Source organism: Pseudomonas sp. GW-45 (genome assembly GCF_056896675.1).
In genome coordinates, this window is sequence record NZ_CM167674.1 from 711,054 (window position 1) to 726,185 (window position 15,132).

16 protein-coding genes are annotated in these 15,132 nt (G+C 56.7%); 9 read left to right on the plus strand and 7 right to left on the minus strand.

Translation table 11 applies throughout. The annotated features are described in order from the left end of the window. The first annotated feature begins 1 nt into the window (after position 1). Positions 2-1,348 (plus strand): MATE family efflux transporter DinF, encoded by a 1,347-nt coding sequence (dinF, locus tag AC1XYH_RS03125; RefSeq protein WP_483325206.1) that lies wholly within the window; start codon positions 2-4, stop codon positions 1,346-1,348. A gap of 6 nt (positions 1,349-1,354) precedes the next feature. Here the strand turns inward: dinF and AC1XYH_RS03130 are convergent, their stop codons facing one another. The 4 genes from AC1XYH_RS03130 to AC1XYH_RS03145 all read right to left on the minus strand — a co-directional run bounded on the left by AC1XYH_RS03130 (position 1,355) and on the right by AC1XYH_RS03145 (position 4,790). Continuing rightward, the gene (locus AC1XYH_RS03130) at positions 1,355-2,143 is read right to left on the minus strand and encodes a methyltransferase domain-containing protein (protein WP_483325207.1); all 789 of its coding nucleotides are present in this window, start codon (positions 2,141-2,143) and stop codon (positions 1,355-1,357) included. Positions 2,144-2,246: 103 nt separating this feature from the next. Beyond that, positions 2,247-2,774 (minus strand): inorganic diphosphatase, encoded by a 528-nt coding sequence (ppa, locus tag AC1XYH_RS03135; protein ID WP_483325208.1) that lies wholly within the window; start codon positions 2,772-2,774, stop codon positions 2,247-2,249. Positions 2,775-2,931: 157 nt separating this feature from the next. Further along, on the minus strand, positions 2,932-3,381 hold the full coding sequence (locus tag AC1XYH_RS03140) for a GNAT family N-acetyltransferase (RefSeq protein ID WP_483325209.1): 450 nt from the start codon (positions 3,379-3,381) through the stop codon (positions 2,932-2,934). A gap of 149 nt (positions 3,382-3,530) precedes the next feature. After that, the gene (locus AC1XYH_RS03145; protein ID WP_483325210.1) at positions 3,531-4,790 is read right to left on the minus strand and encodes a 6-phosphofructokinase; all 1,260 of its coding nucleotides are present in this window, start codon (positions 4,788-4,790) and stop codon (positions 3,531-3,533) included. Between the two features lie 290 nt (positions 4,791-5,080). On the opposite strand from AC1XYH_RS03145, the gene mpl reads away from it, so the two are divergent. Together mpl and AC1XYH_RS03155 are read left to right on the plus strand one after the other, a co-directional pair. Then, the gene (mpl, locus tag AC1XYH_RS03150) at positions 5,081-6,442 is read left to right on the plus strand and encodes a UDP-N-acetylmuramate:L-alanyl-gamma-D-glutamyl-meso-diaminopimelate ligase (protein ID WP_483325211.1); all 1,362 of its coding nucleotides are present in this window, start codon (positions 5,081-5,083) and stop codon (positions 6,440-6,442) included. Continuing rightward, complete coding sequence (locus AC1XYH_RS03155) at positions 6,435-7,079, plus strand: flavin prenyltransferase UbiX (protein WP_483325212.1); 645 nt, start codon at positions 6,435-6,437, stop codon at positions 7,077-7,079. Before mpl ends, AC1XYH_RS03155 begins: the two co-directional genes overlap by 8 nt. A gap of 49 nt (positions 7,080-7,128) precedes the next feature. Here AC1XYH_RS03155 and AC1XYH_RS03160 read toward each other — a convergent pair whose 3' ends face one another. Beyond that, a complete protein-coding gene (locus AC1XYH_RS03160) occupies positions 7,129-7,584 on the minus strand; it encodes a MaoC family dehydratase (protein ID WP_483325213.1) in 456 nt (151 codons plus the stop codon). Positions 7,585-7,793: 209 nt separating this feature from the next. Here AC1XYH_RS03160 and AC1XYH_RS03165 point away from each other — a divergent pair, with 209 nt between their 5' ends. Next, positions 7,794-8,378: an LON peptidase substrate-binding domain-containing protein gene (locus tag AC1XYH_RS03165; RefSeq protein ID WP_483325214.1), complete on the plus strand. Its 585-nt coding sequence runs from the start codon at positions 7,794-7,796 to the stop codon at positions 8,376-8,378. Positions 8,379-8,398: 20 nt separating this feature from the next. On the opposite strand, the gene AC1XYH_RS03170 is transcribed toward AC1XYH_RS03165, so the two are convergent. After that, positions 8,399-9,601, minus strand: a complete 1,203-nt coding sequence (locus AC1XYH_RS03170) for a DedA family protein (RefSeq protein WP_483325215.1) — start codon at positions 9,599-9,601, stop codon at positions 8,399-8,401. After that, entirely contained in the window at positions 9,591-10,328 is a 738-nt protein-coding gene (locus AC1XYH_RS03175) for a DNA-3-methyladenine glycosylase (RefSeq protein WP_483325216.1), read from the minus strand. The genes AC1XYH_RS03170 and AC1XYH_RS03175 overlap by 11 nt, the downstream gene beginning before the upstream one ends. Before the next feature lie 135 nt (positions 10,329-10,463). On the opposite strand from AC1XYH_RS03175, the gene AC1XYH_RS03180 reads away from it, so the two are divergent. Genes AC1XYH_RS03180 through mrdA form a run of 5 tightly spaced genes read left to right on the plus strand, consistent with a single transcriptional unit; the run spans position 10,464 to position 15,129 of the window. After that, positions 10,464-11,729, plus strand: a complete 1,266-nt coding sequence (locus AC1XYH_RS03180; RefSeq protein WP_483325217.1) for a glutamate-5-semialdehyde dehydrogenase — start codon at positions 10,464-10,466, stop codon at positions 11,727-11,729. Positions 11,730-11,736: 7 nt separating this feature from the next. Beyond that, positions 11,737-12,378, plus strand: a complete 642-nt coding sequence (gene nadD / locus AC1XYH_RS03185; protein WP_483325218.1) for a nicotinate-nucleotide adenylyltransferase — start codon at positions 11,737-11,739, stop codon at positions 12,376-12,378. Between the two features lie 21 nt (positions 12,379-12,399). Beyond that, a complete protein-coding gene (gene rsfS, locus AC1XYH_RS03190; RefSeq protein WP_483325219.1) occupies positions 12,400-12,759 on the plus strand; it encodes a ribosome silencing factor in 360 nt (119 codons plus the stop codon). Positions 12,760-12,765: 6 nt separating this feature from the next. After that, positions 12,766-13,233, plus strand: coding sequence for a 23S rRNA (pseudouridine(1915)-N(3))-methyltransferase RlmH (gene rlmH / locus AC1XYH_RS03195; protein ID WP_483325220.1), 468 nt, complete (start codon positions 12,766-12,768; stop codon positions 13,231-13,233). A 3-nt stretch (positions 13,234-13,236) separates the two neighbouring features. Further along, complete coding sequence (gene mrdA, locus AC1XYH_RS03200) at positions 13,237-15,129, plus strand: penicillin-binding protein 2 (protein ID WP_483325221.1); 1,893 nt, start codon at positions 13,237-13,239, stop codon at positions 15,127-15,129. Positions 15,130-15,132: the final 3 nt, after the last annotated feature.

Sequence of the window (15,132 nt, forward strand, 5' to 3'; positions counted from 1 at the left end):
CGTGGCGCGCGGCGGCGCTTTGCTGCAACTATGGCGCGATACCCCAACCCACAAGCGCGTGTGGGCTATCGCGTTGCCGATGATTCTTTCCAATATCAGCGTGCCTCTGGTCGGTTTGGTCGATACGGCGGTCATCGGCCATCTCGATGGTGCACACTTCCTTGGTGGTGTTGCGGTCGGCAGTACGCTGTTTACTTTTGTGCTCTGGGCGGCTGGTTTCCTGCGTATGGGAACCACGGGGTTCGCTGCCCAGGCCTGTGGCGCAGAGGACGGTAGCGCACTGCGCCGTGTGTTATTGCAGCCGCTGTGGCTGGCATTGCTGATTTCGTTATTGGTTTGGCTACTGCAGCGACCCTTGATTGACGTGGGCCTGCACTTTCTTGATAGCAGTCAGGCGTTACTTGATCAAGCGCGCCTCTACGTTGGGATTCGGCTTCACAGCCTACCCGCGGCTTTGGCTAATTTTGTGCTCATCGGCTGGTTTATTGGTGCGCAGAATAGCCGCTCTCCCTTCCTGATTCTGCTGACGGTCAATCTGAGCAATGTTCTGCTGGATGTTCTCTTGGTAGTGGTGCTGGAATGGGGCGTTGCAGGTGCCGCCTGGGCAACTGTTATTAGTGACTATCTCGGTCTCATGCTGGGCTTGGCCCTGCTGGCGCCCATACTGCGCCGCTATCCTGGCCAGACAGATTGGTTGCAGGCGTTGTGGTTGCGAGGCGCAGGGCCTTTGATCAGGGTCAATCGTGACATTCTGATTCGCACCCTGGCGTTGGAGTCAGTGTTCTATCTGTTGGTGGTGCAGGGCGCGCGGCTGGGTGATGAGGTGGTCGCGGCTAACGCGGTTCTACTCAATTTTCTGTTGCTCACCTCGCATGGTCTGGATGGATTAGCGCATGCGCTTGAAGCGCTCGGCGGGCATGCATTGGGCCGCCGCGACCCGGACGCACTGCGTAAGGTGCTGGTGGTAACAACGCTTTGGTCGCTGTTGCTAAGCTGCGCTTTTATGTTGCTGTTTTTGCTGTTCGGCAACGGCATTATCGCGCTGCTGACCGATTTGCCTGAGGTTAGGCAGCAGGCGGCTACCTATTTGCCCTGGATGGCGGTGATGCCGCTGGCAGCGGTATGGAGTTATCTGCTGGATGGCTTGTTTATTGGCGCTTCGCGGGCCCGCGCTATGCGGAACGCCATGCTCGCTGCCTTGCTACTTTATCTGCCGCTTGCCTGGGCTCTGCAAGGCTGGGGTAATCACGGCGTGTGGCTCGGCTTCTTCTGTTTTATGTGGTTACGCTCACTGTTACTGGGCGGTTGGTTTGTGCATTTATGGCGAACTAACCGCTGGATATCCTAGGCCTGATCAGCGATCAAGGCCGGGTGTGGGTCTTAGCCACCAGTGTAGGTAGCGGCCTAAATGCCGGTAAGCCGGATGCTGGCTGTAATGCAGCTCTTGCTCGATCAGCTCCTCCAGCTTGGCTTCGCTCTTGAAAGGCTCTGGCATATAGTCGTAGAACACCCGCACGCCGCTTTCCCCGGCCAACCTGAACTTTGCCGCGCTGGCCCATTGGGCCATGTCTCGTGGGTCCAGTGGTTGTTGCGGAGTCAGGCTGCGCTTGCCTTGGCCTGCCAGTTGATTGGTCTTGAGTTTGCGAAATTGCCCCTTGATCAAATTTTTGTAGGCGAGGGCGTCGCGGTTGTAAAAGGCCAGTGACAGGGCGCCGGTAGGTGCTACCAATTGGGACAAATGTTGCAGTGCATCTGCTGGATCAGCCAGCCATTCCAGCACCGCATGGCAGATCACCAAGTCGTACTGCTCAGCTCTTTCCGGTAGTGCCTGTAGTGGCACTTGCAGGTAGGTCGCAGGATACGCAGATTGCAATGCCTGCAGGCGCTCGCGGGTAGCATCCAGCATCTCTGTCGAAGGCTCACTCACGGTAAGCTGATGCCCACGCAGTAACAGCCACTCGCTGACATGTCCCAGTCCGGCGCCGACGTCCAGGACACGGAGCCTGCGCTCGCCTTCGTTCAGCTCACGCAACCATTGCTCCAAGTCACGGGTCAGCACCGCAAGGCGAATAGCGCCCTTGGGGCTAGCGTAAATCTTGCGGGCGAAATGTGTGCCTATCTGGTCGAAGTAACGGTCGGTCATGCAATGCACTCTGCTGGGGGAGAGGATTAACAAGGTACAGGGTTGTTAATTTCCGGGCATAAAAAAAGCCAGCTTGTGGCCGGCTTTTTAAGGGGCGAAACGCTTATTTTTGGTAAGCGTTTACAGCCTTAACAATTTCCGCGCGGGCTTCGTCAGCGTTGCCCCAGCGGTCAATCTTGACCCATTTGCCCGCTTCCAGATCTTTGTAATGCTCAAAGAAATGCTGGATTTGCTGGATCAGCAACTCAGGCAGGTCGGTGTGTTCTTGGATGTCGCGGTACAGTGTGCTCAGCTTGTCGTGGGGGACAGCGATCACCTTGGCATCGCCGCCGCCATCGTCGGTCATGTGCAGCACGCCTACCGGGCGGGCACGAATGACCGCGCCAGGGGAAACCGGGTGCGGAGTCACAACCAGCACGTCAAGCGGATCGCCATCGTCGGCTAGTGTGTTAGGGATGTAGCCGTAGTTTGCCGGGTAGAACATCGGCGTTGCCATGAAGCGGTCAACGAACAGTGTGCTGCTGTCCTTGTCGATCTCATACTTGATCGGCGCGTGGTTGGCTGGAATTTCGATGGCGACATAGATGTCGTTGGGAATGTCTTTGCCTGCGGGGATCTGGTCGTAGCTCATGGTTTACCTGATTCGGCCATAGTTGAAAAAACTGGCCGGCATTATAGGTGTTTAGCCTGCGGATACCAAGCAAAACCCGGTGTACCTTGGTCGTAGACGAGCAAAACAAGGTGCGATTTCATAGCCAGCAGCTGTGCTGCCTGCCGGCGGCGACGGCTCAGCTGAGCTTGAGGGCGAAGTACATGAAATCATGATCGTTGCTGAAACCGAGCGAGCGATACAAGCTTTGTGCGGCGGTGTTGTCTTCTCCGGTCATAACTGTCATGCGTTCTACGCCAGCAGCACGAGCCAGTTCTTTCGCGTGGTTGATCAGTCGGTCGGCGACCAGTTGGCGACGTGCGTCCTCCGTTACATAAATGCCCTTAAGCACCCACGCGGCTGACAGGGTAAGTGCAGAGAAGCTAGGAATGAACTGGCAGAAGCCCATGGCTTTCCCAGTGTCTTCGTCCTCAGCAATTAAAATAATGGCTTGCTCTTGCACCAGACGTGCTTCCAGAAACCGGCGTGAAGCTTCGGGTTTGGGTAGTTGCCCATAAAACTCACGATACTTGATGAACATGGGAGTTACTTCATCAAGGCGAGCTACATCTGCCTGAACTATGCGCATACGATTACCCGTGATTGGTCATTAAGTGGCTAGGAGGTTTTAATTGGTCATTTGCCTCATCCTGCATCAGCATGAGGCAATCTGCAATCAGCGGCCACAAAAAAACCGCCGCACCCGAAGATACGACGGTTTTTAGCACCCAGAAGCCTCTAAACCGCGAAAGGTGGCAGTTTTTTTGCGACGGTTTGGCGCTTCAAAGTAACGTAATCCGGCATGCCATTTTTGAAAGGCGGGAAGTCTTCGCCCTGAATTAGCGGTGACAGATAACGGCGGCACGCTTCGGTAATGTGGAAGCCATCTTCAGTAATGAAGTCGCGCGGCATGAACTTCTCGACATTGGCTACATCCTTCAGAGGTGCTTCGATGATGTCCCACTCGTAAGGGGCATCGTTCAAGCGGCGGATGGCCGGCATGATCGAGTTTTTGCCTTCCAGTGCGATTTTTACCGCCGCTTGGCCTACAGCGTAGGCTTGGTCCACGTCTACTTTGGAGGCAATGTGCCGCGCAGAGCGTTGCAGATAGTCGGCCACCGCCCAGTGATATTTGTAACCCAGCTCTTCCTTAACCAGCTTGGCGATGGTCGGCGCGACGCCGCCCAGCTGTGCATGGCCGAAGGCGTCGGTCAGGCCTGATTCGGACAGAAACTTGCCTTCACTGTTCTTGATGCCTTCAGAGACGCCAATTACGCAGTAGCCGTAAGTTTTGACGCACTCATCAACCCGCGCGAGGAAGGCAGGCTGATCGAATTCGATCTCAGGGAACAGCAAGATATGCGGCGGCTGGCCTTCACCTTCGTTAGCCAGGCCGCAAGCTGCGGTGATCCAGCCAGCGTGACGGCCCATGACTTCCAGAATGAATACTTTAGTAGAGGTGGCAGACATGGACGCGACATCAAAACCAGCTTCACGGATCGAAGTGGCAACATATTTAGCGACCGAGCCAAAACCCGGACAACAGTCGGTAATCGGCAGATCATTGTCTACGGTCTTGGGAACGTGGATCGCCTGAATTGGGTAGCCCAGGGTTTCTGCGAGTTGCGAGACCTTGAGGCAAGTGTCTGCGGAGTCACCGCCACCGTTATAGAAGAAGTAGCCGATGTTGTGGGCCTTGAACACTTCAATCAGTCGCTCGTATTCGGCGCGGTGGCTTTCCAGACTTTTCAATTTGTAGCGGCACGAGCCAAACGCACCCGATGGGGTGTGCCGCAGAGCGGCGATGTCGTCAACTGATTCCAGGCTGGTATCAATCAGCTCTTCGGTCAAGGCGCCGATAATGCCGTTACGACCGGCATACACAGTGCCGATCTGGTCGGGATACTGGCGGGCTGTTTCGATCAGGCCGGCGGCAGATGCATTGATAACAGCGGTGACCCCGCCCGACTGGGCATAAAAAGCGTTCTTGACTGTCATGCGAACTCCATGTGTTGAGACTGAAAAGGCGTTTGCCGCACGTCCGTCGCTGCCGCAGCGCCTCAGGCGCGGGCGTGGCAACTGCATAAACGGGTGCGAACAGATGCGCGCATAATAGCCGAAAGCCGTGCCAGTTGCATGACAATCGGGCTGCAGACCCTGCCGGTTGGCCTGTCGTGCTAGTATCGCTTCAGCGATCGCGCGACGCTGGAAAACGCAACTTTTACGTTCTTTCGTGTGTCTGTGTTGCGTGTTTTCGAATGACTAATAAAGGGTACAAGGCCTAATCAATGCATCTGCACATTCTGGGTATCTGCGGCACGTTTATGGGCTCGCTAGCGTTGTTGGCGCGCGAGTTGGGGCACCAGGTCAGCGGCTCGGATGCCAATGTTTATCCGCCAATGAGTACCCAGCTGGAGGCGCAGGGTATTGCTTTGCAGGAAGGTTATGATCCGGCCCATCTGCAGCCGGCGCCGGATCTGGTTATCGTCGGTAATGCGATGACGCGTGGTAATCCGGCGGTCGAGTACATGCTGGATCAGGGCATGCCTTACGTGTCTGGCCCCGAATGGCTGTCGCGCTACGTGCTGCAGGAGCGCTGGGTGCTGGCGGTGGCGGGTACCCATGGCAAAACGTCTACCTCTAGTTTGCTGGCATGGCTACTGGAAGATGCCGGCATGGCACCAGGCTTTCTGATTGGCGGAGTGCCACAGAATTTCGGCCTTTCTGCGCGGCTGGGTGATACGCCTTTCTTCGTGGTTGAGGCGGATGAATACGATAGCGCCTTCTTCGACAAGCGTTCCAAGTTTGTGCATTACCGGCCGCGCACGGCGATTCTGAATAACCTTGAGTTTGATCACGCGGATATCTTCCCTGACCTGGCTGCCATTGAACGGCAATTTCATCATTTGGTACGAACTGTGCCGTCGTCCGGCCTGATTATCAGGCCAGAGGGCGTTGCCGCGCTGGATCGGGTTATTGATATGGGTTGCTGGACGCCCTGTCAGACGACAGGTGAAGGCGGTAACTGGCAGGCGAAACTACTCAAGGCGGATGGCTCGCAATTTGAGGTATGGCTAGACGGTCAGTTGCAAGGGGTTGCCGAGTGGCAGCAGACCGGCCAACACAGCGTGGCCAATGCACTTTCTGCTTTGGCGGCAGCTCGGCATGTGGGGGTGACTCCGGCGCAGGGCATCGCTTCATTGGCTGGTTTCCGCAATGCCAAACGGCGCATGGAAAAACTGGCAGAAATAAATGGGATCACTGTCTACGACGATTTTGCCCACCACCCCACGGCTATCGCCACTACCTTGGCTGGTTTGCGTGCGCAAATCGGTGAGCAGCAGCTGATCGCGATTATTGAGCCGCGCTCCAATACTATGCGCCTGGGCAGTCACATGCAGGCACTGCCGGACAGTGTGCGCGATGCCAGCGAGGTCATTTGGTATCAGCCTGCTGGACTGGATTGGTCGCTTGAGCCCGTGGTGCAGGGTAGCCCGGTGCCTGCTCGGGTGATGACTGATCTGGATGCGATAGTGCAGGAGGTAGTCGATCGCGCCACGCCACAGACGCGGGTGGTCATCATGAGTAACGGTGGTTTTGGTGGTATTCATCAAAAATTGGTGCAAGCGCTGGAGGCTCGTCATGGGTGAGCAAGCAGCTGGGACCGCAACTCAGAGAGTAACCCTGGCGGTCACCGGTGCCTCGGGTGCGCAGTATGCGATGCGCTTGTTGGAGTGTCTGGTGCAGGCGGGCGTGGAAGTCTCATTCCTTATTTCGCAAGCCGCGCAACTGGTGGTGGCAACCGAGACGGATTGGCAACTACCCGCTAAGCCGCAAGCACTGCAAGCTTATTTGATGGAGCAGTTTGCTGCCCAGCCTGGGCAGATCAAGGTCTATGGCAAGCAGGACTGGATGGCGCCGGTGGCGTCTGGGTCAGGTGCGCCGAGCTCTATGGTGGTATGTCCTTGCTCTACCGGCTCGTTGTCAGCGATTGCCACCGGAGCTAGTAATAATCTAATTGAACGAGCCGCGGATGTAGCGCTTAAGGAAAGGCGCAAGCTGATACTGGTGCCCCGCGAAGCGCCGTTCTCGACTATTCATCTGGAGCACATGCTCAAGCTAAGTCAGATGGGCGCGGTGATTTTGCCGGCTAGCCCTGGCTTTTATCACAAGCCGGATACGGTGGCGGATCTAGTGGATTTTGTGGTGGCGCGCATACTCAATCAGCTGGGTATTGAGCAGACAATGTTGCCGCGCTGGGGTGAAGAGTTGCGAGCTGAGGAATAAGAATAGAAAGATGTCGGGCAGGTGCGTGGTCTGCCCGACACTGCTTACTTTAAACGAAGTACAACGACAGTCCTTCAGAGATGAAAGCGGGTTTTTCCACACCTTCGATTTCCAGCGTGTTGCGCGCTTTCATTAACCACTGCCCCGGATTCTTTTCGGTAACATCCAGAATGGTGGTGTGCAGGCGAACGCGTGAGCCGACGCGCACTGGCTGGATGAAACGCAGACTGTCCATGCCGTAGTTTACGGCCATTTTCAAGCCTTCAGGGCGGGGCATCAGACCGGCAGACAGTGCTGGCAGCAAAGACAGCGACAAAAAGCCGTGGGCGATGGTGCCGCCAAAGGGAGTCTGCTTGGCTTTTTCTTCATCCAGGTGGATGAACTGGTGGTCGCCGGTGCATTCGGCAAACTGGTTTACTCGCTCCTGATCGATTTGCAGCCATTCGGAATGGCCCATGTCTTTGCCGATCAATGAAGTAAGTTCGCTAACTGGTATTGCTGTCATGGCGTTCTCCGTGACTTTTATTTTGGCCCGCTGGGGGTGTGCGTAGCTGCCGGCTGCAATGCTAACCTTGCGGCGCAAGCGTTTCCGGGTGAATGGTTGCAAGCTCGAGGGTGGGGGTCAATCAGCTGAGACCTTATATTGGTTTGCTGAATGATCTGACCTTCCCTGTGCAGGCTATGCTCGGTAGTGATGGATGACAAGAGGATCGCATGGGCGAAAAGACCGCATTATTTCCGTTAAAAACTGTATTGCTGCCCGGTTGCACCCTGGATCTGCAGCTTTTCGAAGTGCGTTACCTGGACATGGTCAGCCGCTGCTTTAAGTTGGGTCAGGGTTTTGTGGTGGTGGCGCTGGAAAAGGGCCCTGAAGCAGGAGCAGGAGACCTGCGTTTCAGTGCGCTGGGCTGCGAGGCGCAGGTGGTGGACTTTCAACAACGCGATAACGGTCTGTTGGGTATTCGCGTCTTGGGTGCGCGACGGGCGCAGGTCAGTCAGGTGGAGGTGGCGGTCGATGGTCTGGTGCACGCGCAGGTTGAATGGCGGCCTGAGTTGACAGATCAACCGCTAGCTCATGAGCATGAAGAGCTGGAAAGTCTACACGCCACGCTGCTTGAGCACCCTTTGGCTTCGGGTTTGGGGTTGCCGCCGATAGGTAATAGTCAGCAGGCGCTGGCTTATCAATTGGCCTATCTGCTGCCGTTCAGTTTGGATCAGAAAACCCACTTGCTGGCGCTGGACCATGCTGACGAGCGACTGCAGCAAATCAGTGAGTGGTTGGAAGTCCTACAGGCCTGAGCAGGTACTACATATTGGCGCTACCAGAGTATCCAGGCGGCTGCGAGGAATGGCCAGCTGGCGATCAACCAGCGCTGATACCTTGCCAGTGGGGTCATTGGGCTGACTCGCTCCACCAGCCAGCACGCTAACAAACAGGCGCTAACGCCCACCAGCACGCTGCGCAACATTTCCAGTGGCAGTAACAACGCGTGCTCCAACACATTGCTGGCGACCATTAGTAGTAACGGCAGCAGATACAGCAACCAAGTACTGCGTACCCAGAAGTGTTGGCTGCGGCTGCAGTTGACCACCAGTGCACAGAGAATCGCCGTCAGTAGGGCGTTGATGCTGGCGCCGCCAGTCAGGTTTATGGTCCATGCCATTAACAGTGCCAGTGCCAGCGCGCTGACTTGCATCACGGCGTGATTCCAACGTCGGGCTAGCAGCAAGGCTGCGATAATCGGTACTGCTACCAGGACTACCGATGGAGTCAGAACCATGGCGTGACTATCGCCGGGTAAGCGCAGGTGGTCCGCGCTGCTGACTAGGGTGTTGTCGAAAATAGCCAGTGCGTGCTGGGTCATGGTTAGGGCTAGCAGCGAGAGCAAGCAGAATGCAGCGGCAACCAGGCAGCTCCAGCGCTTCTGCAGTTTCAGCACGTAAAGGCAGCTGATGATCAAGATCGCAGCACCTATCAACAGACTCAGGGTTTGGCTCCAGAAAAATGGCGGTACCGCCCACTGCGCGGCGCGCCCGGTGGTGTAGCCTGGAATTAGATAGGCTGGCGCCCAGGCGAGTGCCGAGAGCAAGTTGATGACAACGAAGCGCCACACCGGCATGTCGAACATGCCTGCGACCATAGGGATGATCGGACGAATGGGGCCTATAAAGCGACCTAGTACTATGCTAAGCCAGCCGTAACGACGGAAAAAGAATTCGCCACTGTCGATCCACTGCGGATTGCGACGGAACGGTCCAAAGTTGCGGATATTTTGATGGAAGTAGCGACCCAGAAAAAAGCTGATCAAGTCCCCTAGCACCGCACCGCTGAAAGCCCAAGCTACGGCTACTGTTAGCGGCATGCCGCCACCTGCGGCCAAGGCTGACACGGCAAACAGCATAAACACACCAGGCACCACTAGGCCTGCGACTGCCAGCGACTCGGTAAATGAAATCAGGAAGATGGCCAGCCCCAACCATTGTTGGTGGGTGGCTAACCAGTCGGTCAATTCAACCAGCAAGGTGATCTCCAGAGGTGGCTTTCAGACGGGCCTGCTGCAAGGTTAGCATGCGGTAATCGCGACCCGGTTCACGTGTTCGCCCTAGCGGGTTACGGGTGCAGTGAGCTGCAAATTCAGCGTCGACAAAGCGATAGGGCAGTGCTTCATCACGTCCGCTGGGAATGCCAAGCCGAGGAGCTTGAATAATCTGCACTGGCTGGTAGCCATCGTCCTCAATAAAAAGGGTTTCGGGGCAAAAGGCTTGAGCGTTCCAGTCTGGCACCTTGATGCCCAGTGAGCGGCACAGCAGGGTTTGTCCGGCGCAGAGGCGATGCTCGCTGCGCAGGCTGCCATCGCGATTGGGATTGAGTTGCTGCATGCGTTGCAGGCTAGCCGAACCGCTCACGCTGTCGATGACCGGATAAGCAGACTTCAATAGCACGCCGTTGCCCGCACCTGCGGCGCTGCAATTCATCGAGTCGCCACCGCGCGCGTAGTACATGTAAATGATGCCGCCTTCCATAAAGAGCGCGCGCCGTGCTTCGGTAAAGCCCAGCGAAGCGTGACTGCCTCGCTCTTCAAGCAAGTAAGCTTCAGTTTCGATGATGCGTGCGGATAACCAGAGGCCGTCAAGGCGTCGGCGGATGACTTTGCCCAGCAATGCCACGGCCAGGCTGCGGGCGTCTTGATCAAAGAAAGTCGCAGGCAGTGGGCGGTCTCGCGTTGAGGTTGGCTGGGGGTTATGCATGGCTGTCATCTTATCAGCTTAGGTATTGCAGATTGAATTGGCGCAACGCTGCAGGATTCGGCGGAACGGCCCTGTCAAGTGCCCGGTGACCCGGCTATAATGCCGCATTTGCGCAGACAGGTAACAGGTAACAGCATGAGTGCGGAACAGGTGGTCGTTTACATGACCGAGCTGGGGCAGAACGCCAGGCGCGCATCGCGGGTGATCGCCCGCGCAACGACAGCGGTCAAGAACGCAGCCCTGCTGGCAACAGTCGATGCCATTGAGGCCGCCAGTGAGACTTTGGTGGCAGCCAATGAACTCGATCTGCAGGCCGCTCGCGATAGTGGCCTGGACGATGCGATGCTTGATCGGCTGGCGCTTACGCCGTCGCGTCTGCAGGCGATGGTTGAAGGGCTGCGTCAGGTTGCTGCCCTGCCAGACCCGGTTGGGGCTATCCGTGATATGAAGTTCCTCCCGTCGGGTATTCAGGTCGGTAAAATGCGCGTGCCCTTGGGCGTAATTGGCATTATTTACGAATCTCGTCCTAATGTGACCGTCGAAGCGGCCAGTTTGTGCCTGAAGTCGGGTAATGCCTGCATTTTGCGTGGTGGTTCTGAATCGATTCATTCCAACCGCGCCATCGCCGAGTGTCTGCGCGTTGGCTTGGCAGCGGCCGGTTTGCCAAACGAGATAGTGCAGGTGGTAGAAACCACCGACCGCGCTGCGGTTGGCGCACTGATTACCATGTCGGATTACGTGGATGTCATCGTGCCGCGTGGCGGCAAGGGCCTGATTGAGCGCATCAGTAAAGATGCACGAGTGCCGGTGATCAAGCATTTGGATGGTATTTGCCACGTGTACGTGGATGATCGTGCCGATTTGGACAAAGCTGAGGCTATTGCCATCAATTCCAAAACCCATCGTTACGGTGTGTGTAATGCGATGGAGACACTGCTGGTACACGAGGCGGTCGCGGCAGAGTTTCTGCCCCGCGTAGCGGCAATATATGCTGCTAAAGACGTCGAGTTGCGCGGTTGCCCGGCGACTTGTGAGTTGTTGCCGGAGGCCTTGGCGGCTACTGAGGAAGACTGGTCTACCGAATATTTGGCGCCGATTCTGTCGGTCAAAGTTGTCGCCGGCATGGATGCAGCCATGGAGCACATCAACACTTACAGCTCGCAGCATACTGACGCCATGGTTTCAGAAGACTTTACCCGCGCTCGCCGCTTTCTTGCCGAGGTGGATTCGAGCTCGGTGATGATCAATGCGTCGACGCGGTTTGCCGATGGCTTCGAGTACGGTCTGGGCGCGGAAATTGGTATTTCTACGGACAAGATCCACGCCCGCGGCCCGGTGGGCCTGGATGGTCTGACCAGCGAAAAGTACGTGGTATTCGGCGACGGCCATATTCGTCAGTGATGCACGGATGAAGCGCAAAATAGGTTTGCTGGGCGGCACCTTTGACCCTGTTCATTTCGGTCATTTGCGCAGCGCAGTTGAGGTGCGTGAGCAGCTTCAGCTGGATGAATTGCGGCTTATCCCCAATGCTCGGCCACCGCACCGTGAGGTGCCGGGGGCCAATGCTGATCAGCGCTTGGCAATGGTGCAGTTAGCTGTTGGCGAGCGCAGTGGTTTGCGGGTTGATGACTGCGAACTACGCCGTACAAAGCCATCCTATACGGTGGACACGCTGGAGAAACTGCGCGCCGAGCTGGGTAGCGAGGTTGTGCTGTTTATGGTGCTGGGTTGGGATGCTTTCTGCGGGTTGCCGAGCTGGCATCGCTGGGAAGAGCTACTCAGTCTGGCGCACATCGTGGTGCTGCAACGTCCGGATTACGATCTGGATGTACCCGAGGTGCTCAAAGATTTACTAGCCGCACGCAGCGTAGACAATCCCGAGCGGCTGGCGCAGGCCAGTTGTGGATACATTATTTGTTTGTCGCAGACGCCCCTGGCGATCTCTGCGACGCATATTCGCGGCCTGGTGGGCAGCGGCGCTTCGCCGCGTTTTCTGTTGCCAGACGCCGTGCTTGACTATATTGAAACTGAAGGGCTGTATCGGCCCTGATATTGAGGATTTAAACGTCTTATGCAGATTGAAGAACTCGCGCAACTGGTAGAGAAAGCGCTGGATGAACTCAAGGCCAAGGATGTGGTGTGCATTGATGTGCGCGAGCACACCAGCGTAACTGACTACATGATCATTGCCAGCGGTACATCCAATCGCCATGTTAATGCGCTCAGCGATAACGTGGTCGAAAAAGCCAAGGCAGCAGGTTGCAAGCCTTTGGGTGTCGAAGGTAAGGGCTCGGGCGAGTGGGTGCTGGTCGACTTGGCAGATGTGGTGGTGCACGTAATGCAGCCAGCCACCCGTGAATTTTACGACCTCGAGCGTCTCTGGGAGAGCGCGGAATCGCGCCGCGAACAGCAGCAGCGGCCTACGGAGTAAGCTTCGTTGCGTATTCGCCTGATCAGCGTGGCTTCACGGATGCCGCGCTGGGTAGAACAGGGTTATCAGGAGTACGCCAAGCGCTTGCCACCTGAGCTACCGCTGGAACTGGTGGAAATCCCGCTAGCTACCCGTGGTAAGAATGCTGACGTCAGCCGGATGATGCGCCGCGAAGGTGAGCAAATGCTGGCAGCGGTACAGCCAGGGGAACGCATTGTGACCCTGGAGGTCACAGGTCGAGTCTGGTCAACTGAAACGCTAGCTGAACAGCTCGAGCAGTGGCGGCTGGACGCGCGCAACGTCAACCTGATGGTGGGCGGCCCCGAGGGCCTAGCCGAAGAAGTGAGTGCGCGGAGCGACCAGCGTTGGTCGTTGTCAGCACTGACCTTGCCGCATCCGTTGGTGCGTATTCTGCTGGCGGAACAGCTCTACCGGGCCTGGACCATTCTCAATCGTCATCCCTACCACAAGTGATTCATGGCCAAGCCCATCCACCTGAAAGACCACAGTAAAGACGCCGGAATAGTCCATCGCCGTTTGCTTGTGGCAGGTATATTTGTACTGGTATTGGTCGGTGCTCTGGTGGCCCGTCTTTACTATCTGCAGGTGATCCAGTACGAACATCACTCCACTCTGTCGGAAAATAATCGGGTACACGTACAGCCGATTCCGCCGACGCGTGGGCGCATTTATGATCGTAATGGCAAGGTGTTAGCGGAAAATCGTCCGAGTTACAGCCTGACCATTACCCGTGATCGGGTAGAGGATCTGCCAGCCACTTTCGAGCTGCTCAAATCGCTGCTGATGCTGAGCGACGAAGACGTCACGCAGGCCCAGCGTCGGCTTATGCAAGCAAGGCGCCCCTTTGAGTCGGTACCGGTGATGCTGGAGCTAACGCAGGAGCAGATTGCCCGTATCGCAATCAACCAGTTCCGCCTGCCAGGGGTCGAGGTGCAGGCCAGTTTCGTTCGCTATTACCCACTCTCGGATCATTTCGCGCACGCGCTGGGTTACGTGGGGCGTATTAATGAGCAGGAGCTGAAGTCGATCGATACCGTGGCCTATGCGGGTACCCATTACATCGGTAAAACCGGTGTTGAGCGATTTTACGAGCAGCAGTTGCACGGCACCGTGGGCTACGAGGAAGTGGAAACCAACGCCCGTGGCCGCGTGTTGCGGGTTTTGTCGCGCACTGAGCCGGTTGCTGGCACCGATTTAACCCTGGAGCTGGATGCCGATTTGCAGCGGGTTGCCGAAGAGGCGTTGGGTGACCGACGCGGCGCTGTAGTTGCCATTGACCCGTCAACCGGCGGCGTATTGGCTTTTGTCAGCAAGCCCGGTTTTGACCCCAACTTATTCGTAACCGGCATCAGCTATGCCGATTACGGTGCATTGCGTGATTCGCTGGATCAGCCGTTGTTTAATCGTGTGCTACGTGGACAATACCCACCGGGCTCGACCATCAAGCCGGTAGTGGCCTTGGCGGGGCTGGATACGGGGGCTACTACGCGCAGCGCACGGGTTTACGATCCGGGATTCTTCCAGCTGCCGAATTTCAGCCACAAGTACCGCAATTGGAACCGAAGCGGGGATGGTTGGGTGAACATGTCATATGCCATTGCGCGATCCAACGATACCTACTTCTACGATTTGGCGAACAAGATGGGCATCGACAGGATGCACGACTTTATGACTCGCTTTGGTGTTGGTCAGCGGGTTTCTATCGACATGTATGAGGAAGCGGCTGGATTGATGCCGTCCAGCGACTGGAAGCGTACTAAGTACAAACAGCCTTGGTATCCGGGTGAGACGCTGATCGCTGGAATTGGCCAAGGCTATATGCTGGCAACCCCGCTGCAGCTGGCACAAACCATGTCGCTGATTGCCAGCCATGGCAAGTGGAACCGTCCCCGGCTGCTGATGGATGCCGAAGGCGTGCCGCCCGATGAGTCGGATACGCCGGACGACATCAAATTGCGTAACGAGTCCGATTGGGATTTCATCACCCAGGCTATGCAAGATGTGATGCAATCACCGCATGGCACGGCGCGAGCGGCTGCGCAGGGCGCTGAGTACAACATGGCAGGCAAAAGCGGTACCGCGCAGGTCGTTGCTATAGCGCAGGGTGAGCGCTATGACTCCAAGAGCCTGCGCGAACGGCATCGTGATCATGCGCTCTTTGTTGGTTTTGCACCGACTGAAAAGCCCTTGATCGCGGTTGCCGCATTAGTTGAGAACGGCGAGTCAGGTGGCCGGGTAGCCGGCCCAGTGGTCCGTGCGGTATTCGATGCTTGGGTTTTGCCACGCCTGCCGAAGCCCGACGATGGCCAGGTTGAAATCATCGAGCCGGTACAGGAGGCTGCGCCTTGAAAC

Excerpts from the sequence above, each read along its gene's own strand:
- mrdA (WP_483325221.1), top strand. The coding sequence starts at position 13,237 with ATGGCCAAGCCCATCCACCTGAAAGACCACAGTAAAGACGCCGGAATA.
- mpl (WP_483325211.1), top strand. The coding sequence starts at position 5,081 with ATGCATCTGCACATTCTGGGTATCTGCGGCACGTTTATGGGCTCGCTA.
- AC1XYH_RS03130 (WP_483325207.1), bottom strand. The coding sequence starts at position 2,143 with ATGACCGACCGTTACTTCGACCAGATAGGCACACATTTCGCCCGCAAG.
- AC1XYH_RS03155 (WP_483325212.1), top strand. The coding sequence starts at position 6,435 with ATGGGTGAGCAAGCAGCTGGGACCGCAACTCAGAGAGTAACCCTGGCG.
- AC1XYH_RS03180 (WP_483325217.1), top strand. The coding sequence starts at position 10,464 with ATGAGTGCGGAACAGGTGGTCGTTTACATGACCGAGCTGGGGCAGAAC.
- AC1XYH_RS03165 (WP_483325214.1), top strand. The coding sequence starts at position 7,794 with ATGGGCGAAAAGACCGCATTATTTCCGTTAAAAACTGTATTGCTGCCC.
- ppa (WP_483325208.1), bottom strand. The coding sequence starts at position 2,774 with ATGAGCTACGACCAGATCCCCGCAGGCAAAGACATTCCCAACGACATC.
- AC1XYH_RS03160 (WP_483325213.1), bottom strand. The coding sequence starts at position 7,584 with ATGACAGCAATACCAGTTAGCGAACTTACTTCATTGATCGGCAAAGAC.
- AC1XYH_RS03140 (WP_483325209.1), bottom strand. The coding sequence starts at position 3,381 with ATGCGCATAGTTCAGGCAGATGTAGCTCGCCTTGATGAAGTAACTCCC.
- AC1XYH_RS03175 (WP_483325216.1), bottom strand. The coding sequence starts at position 10,328 with ATGCATAACCCCCAGCCAACCTCAACGCGAGACCGCCCACTGCCTGCG.
- AC1XYH_RS03145 (WP_483325210.1), bottom strand. The coding sequence starts at position 4,790 with ATGACAGTCAAGAACGCTTTTTATGCCCAGTCGGGCGGGGTCACCGCT.
- nadD (WP_483325218.1), top strand. The coding sequence starts at position 11,737 with ATGAAGCGCAAAATAGGTTTGCTGGGCGGCACCTTTGACCCTGTTCAT.
- rsfS (WP_483325219.1), top strand. The coding sequence starts at position 12,400 with ATGCAGATTGAAGAACTCGCGCAACTGGTAGAGAAAGCGCTGGATGAA.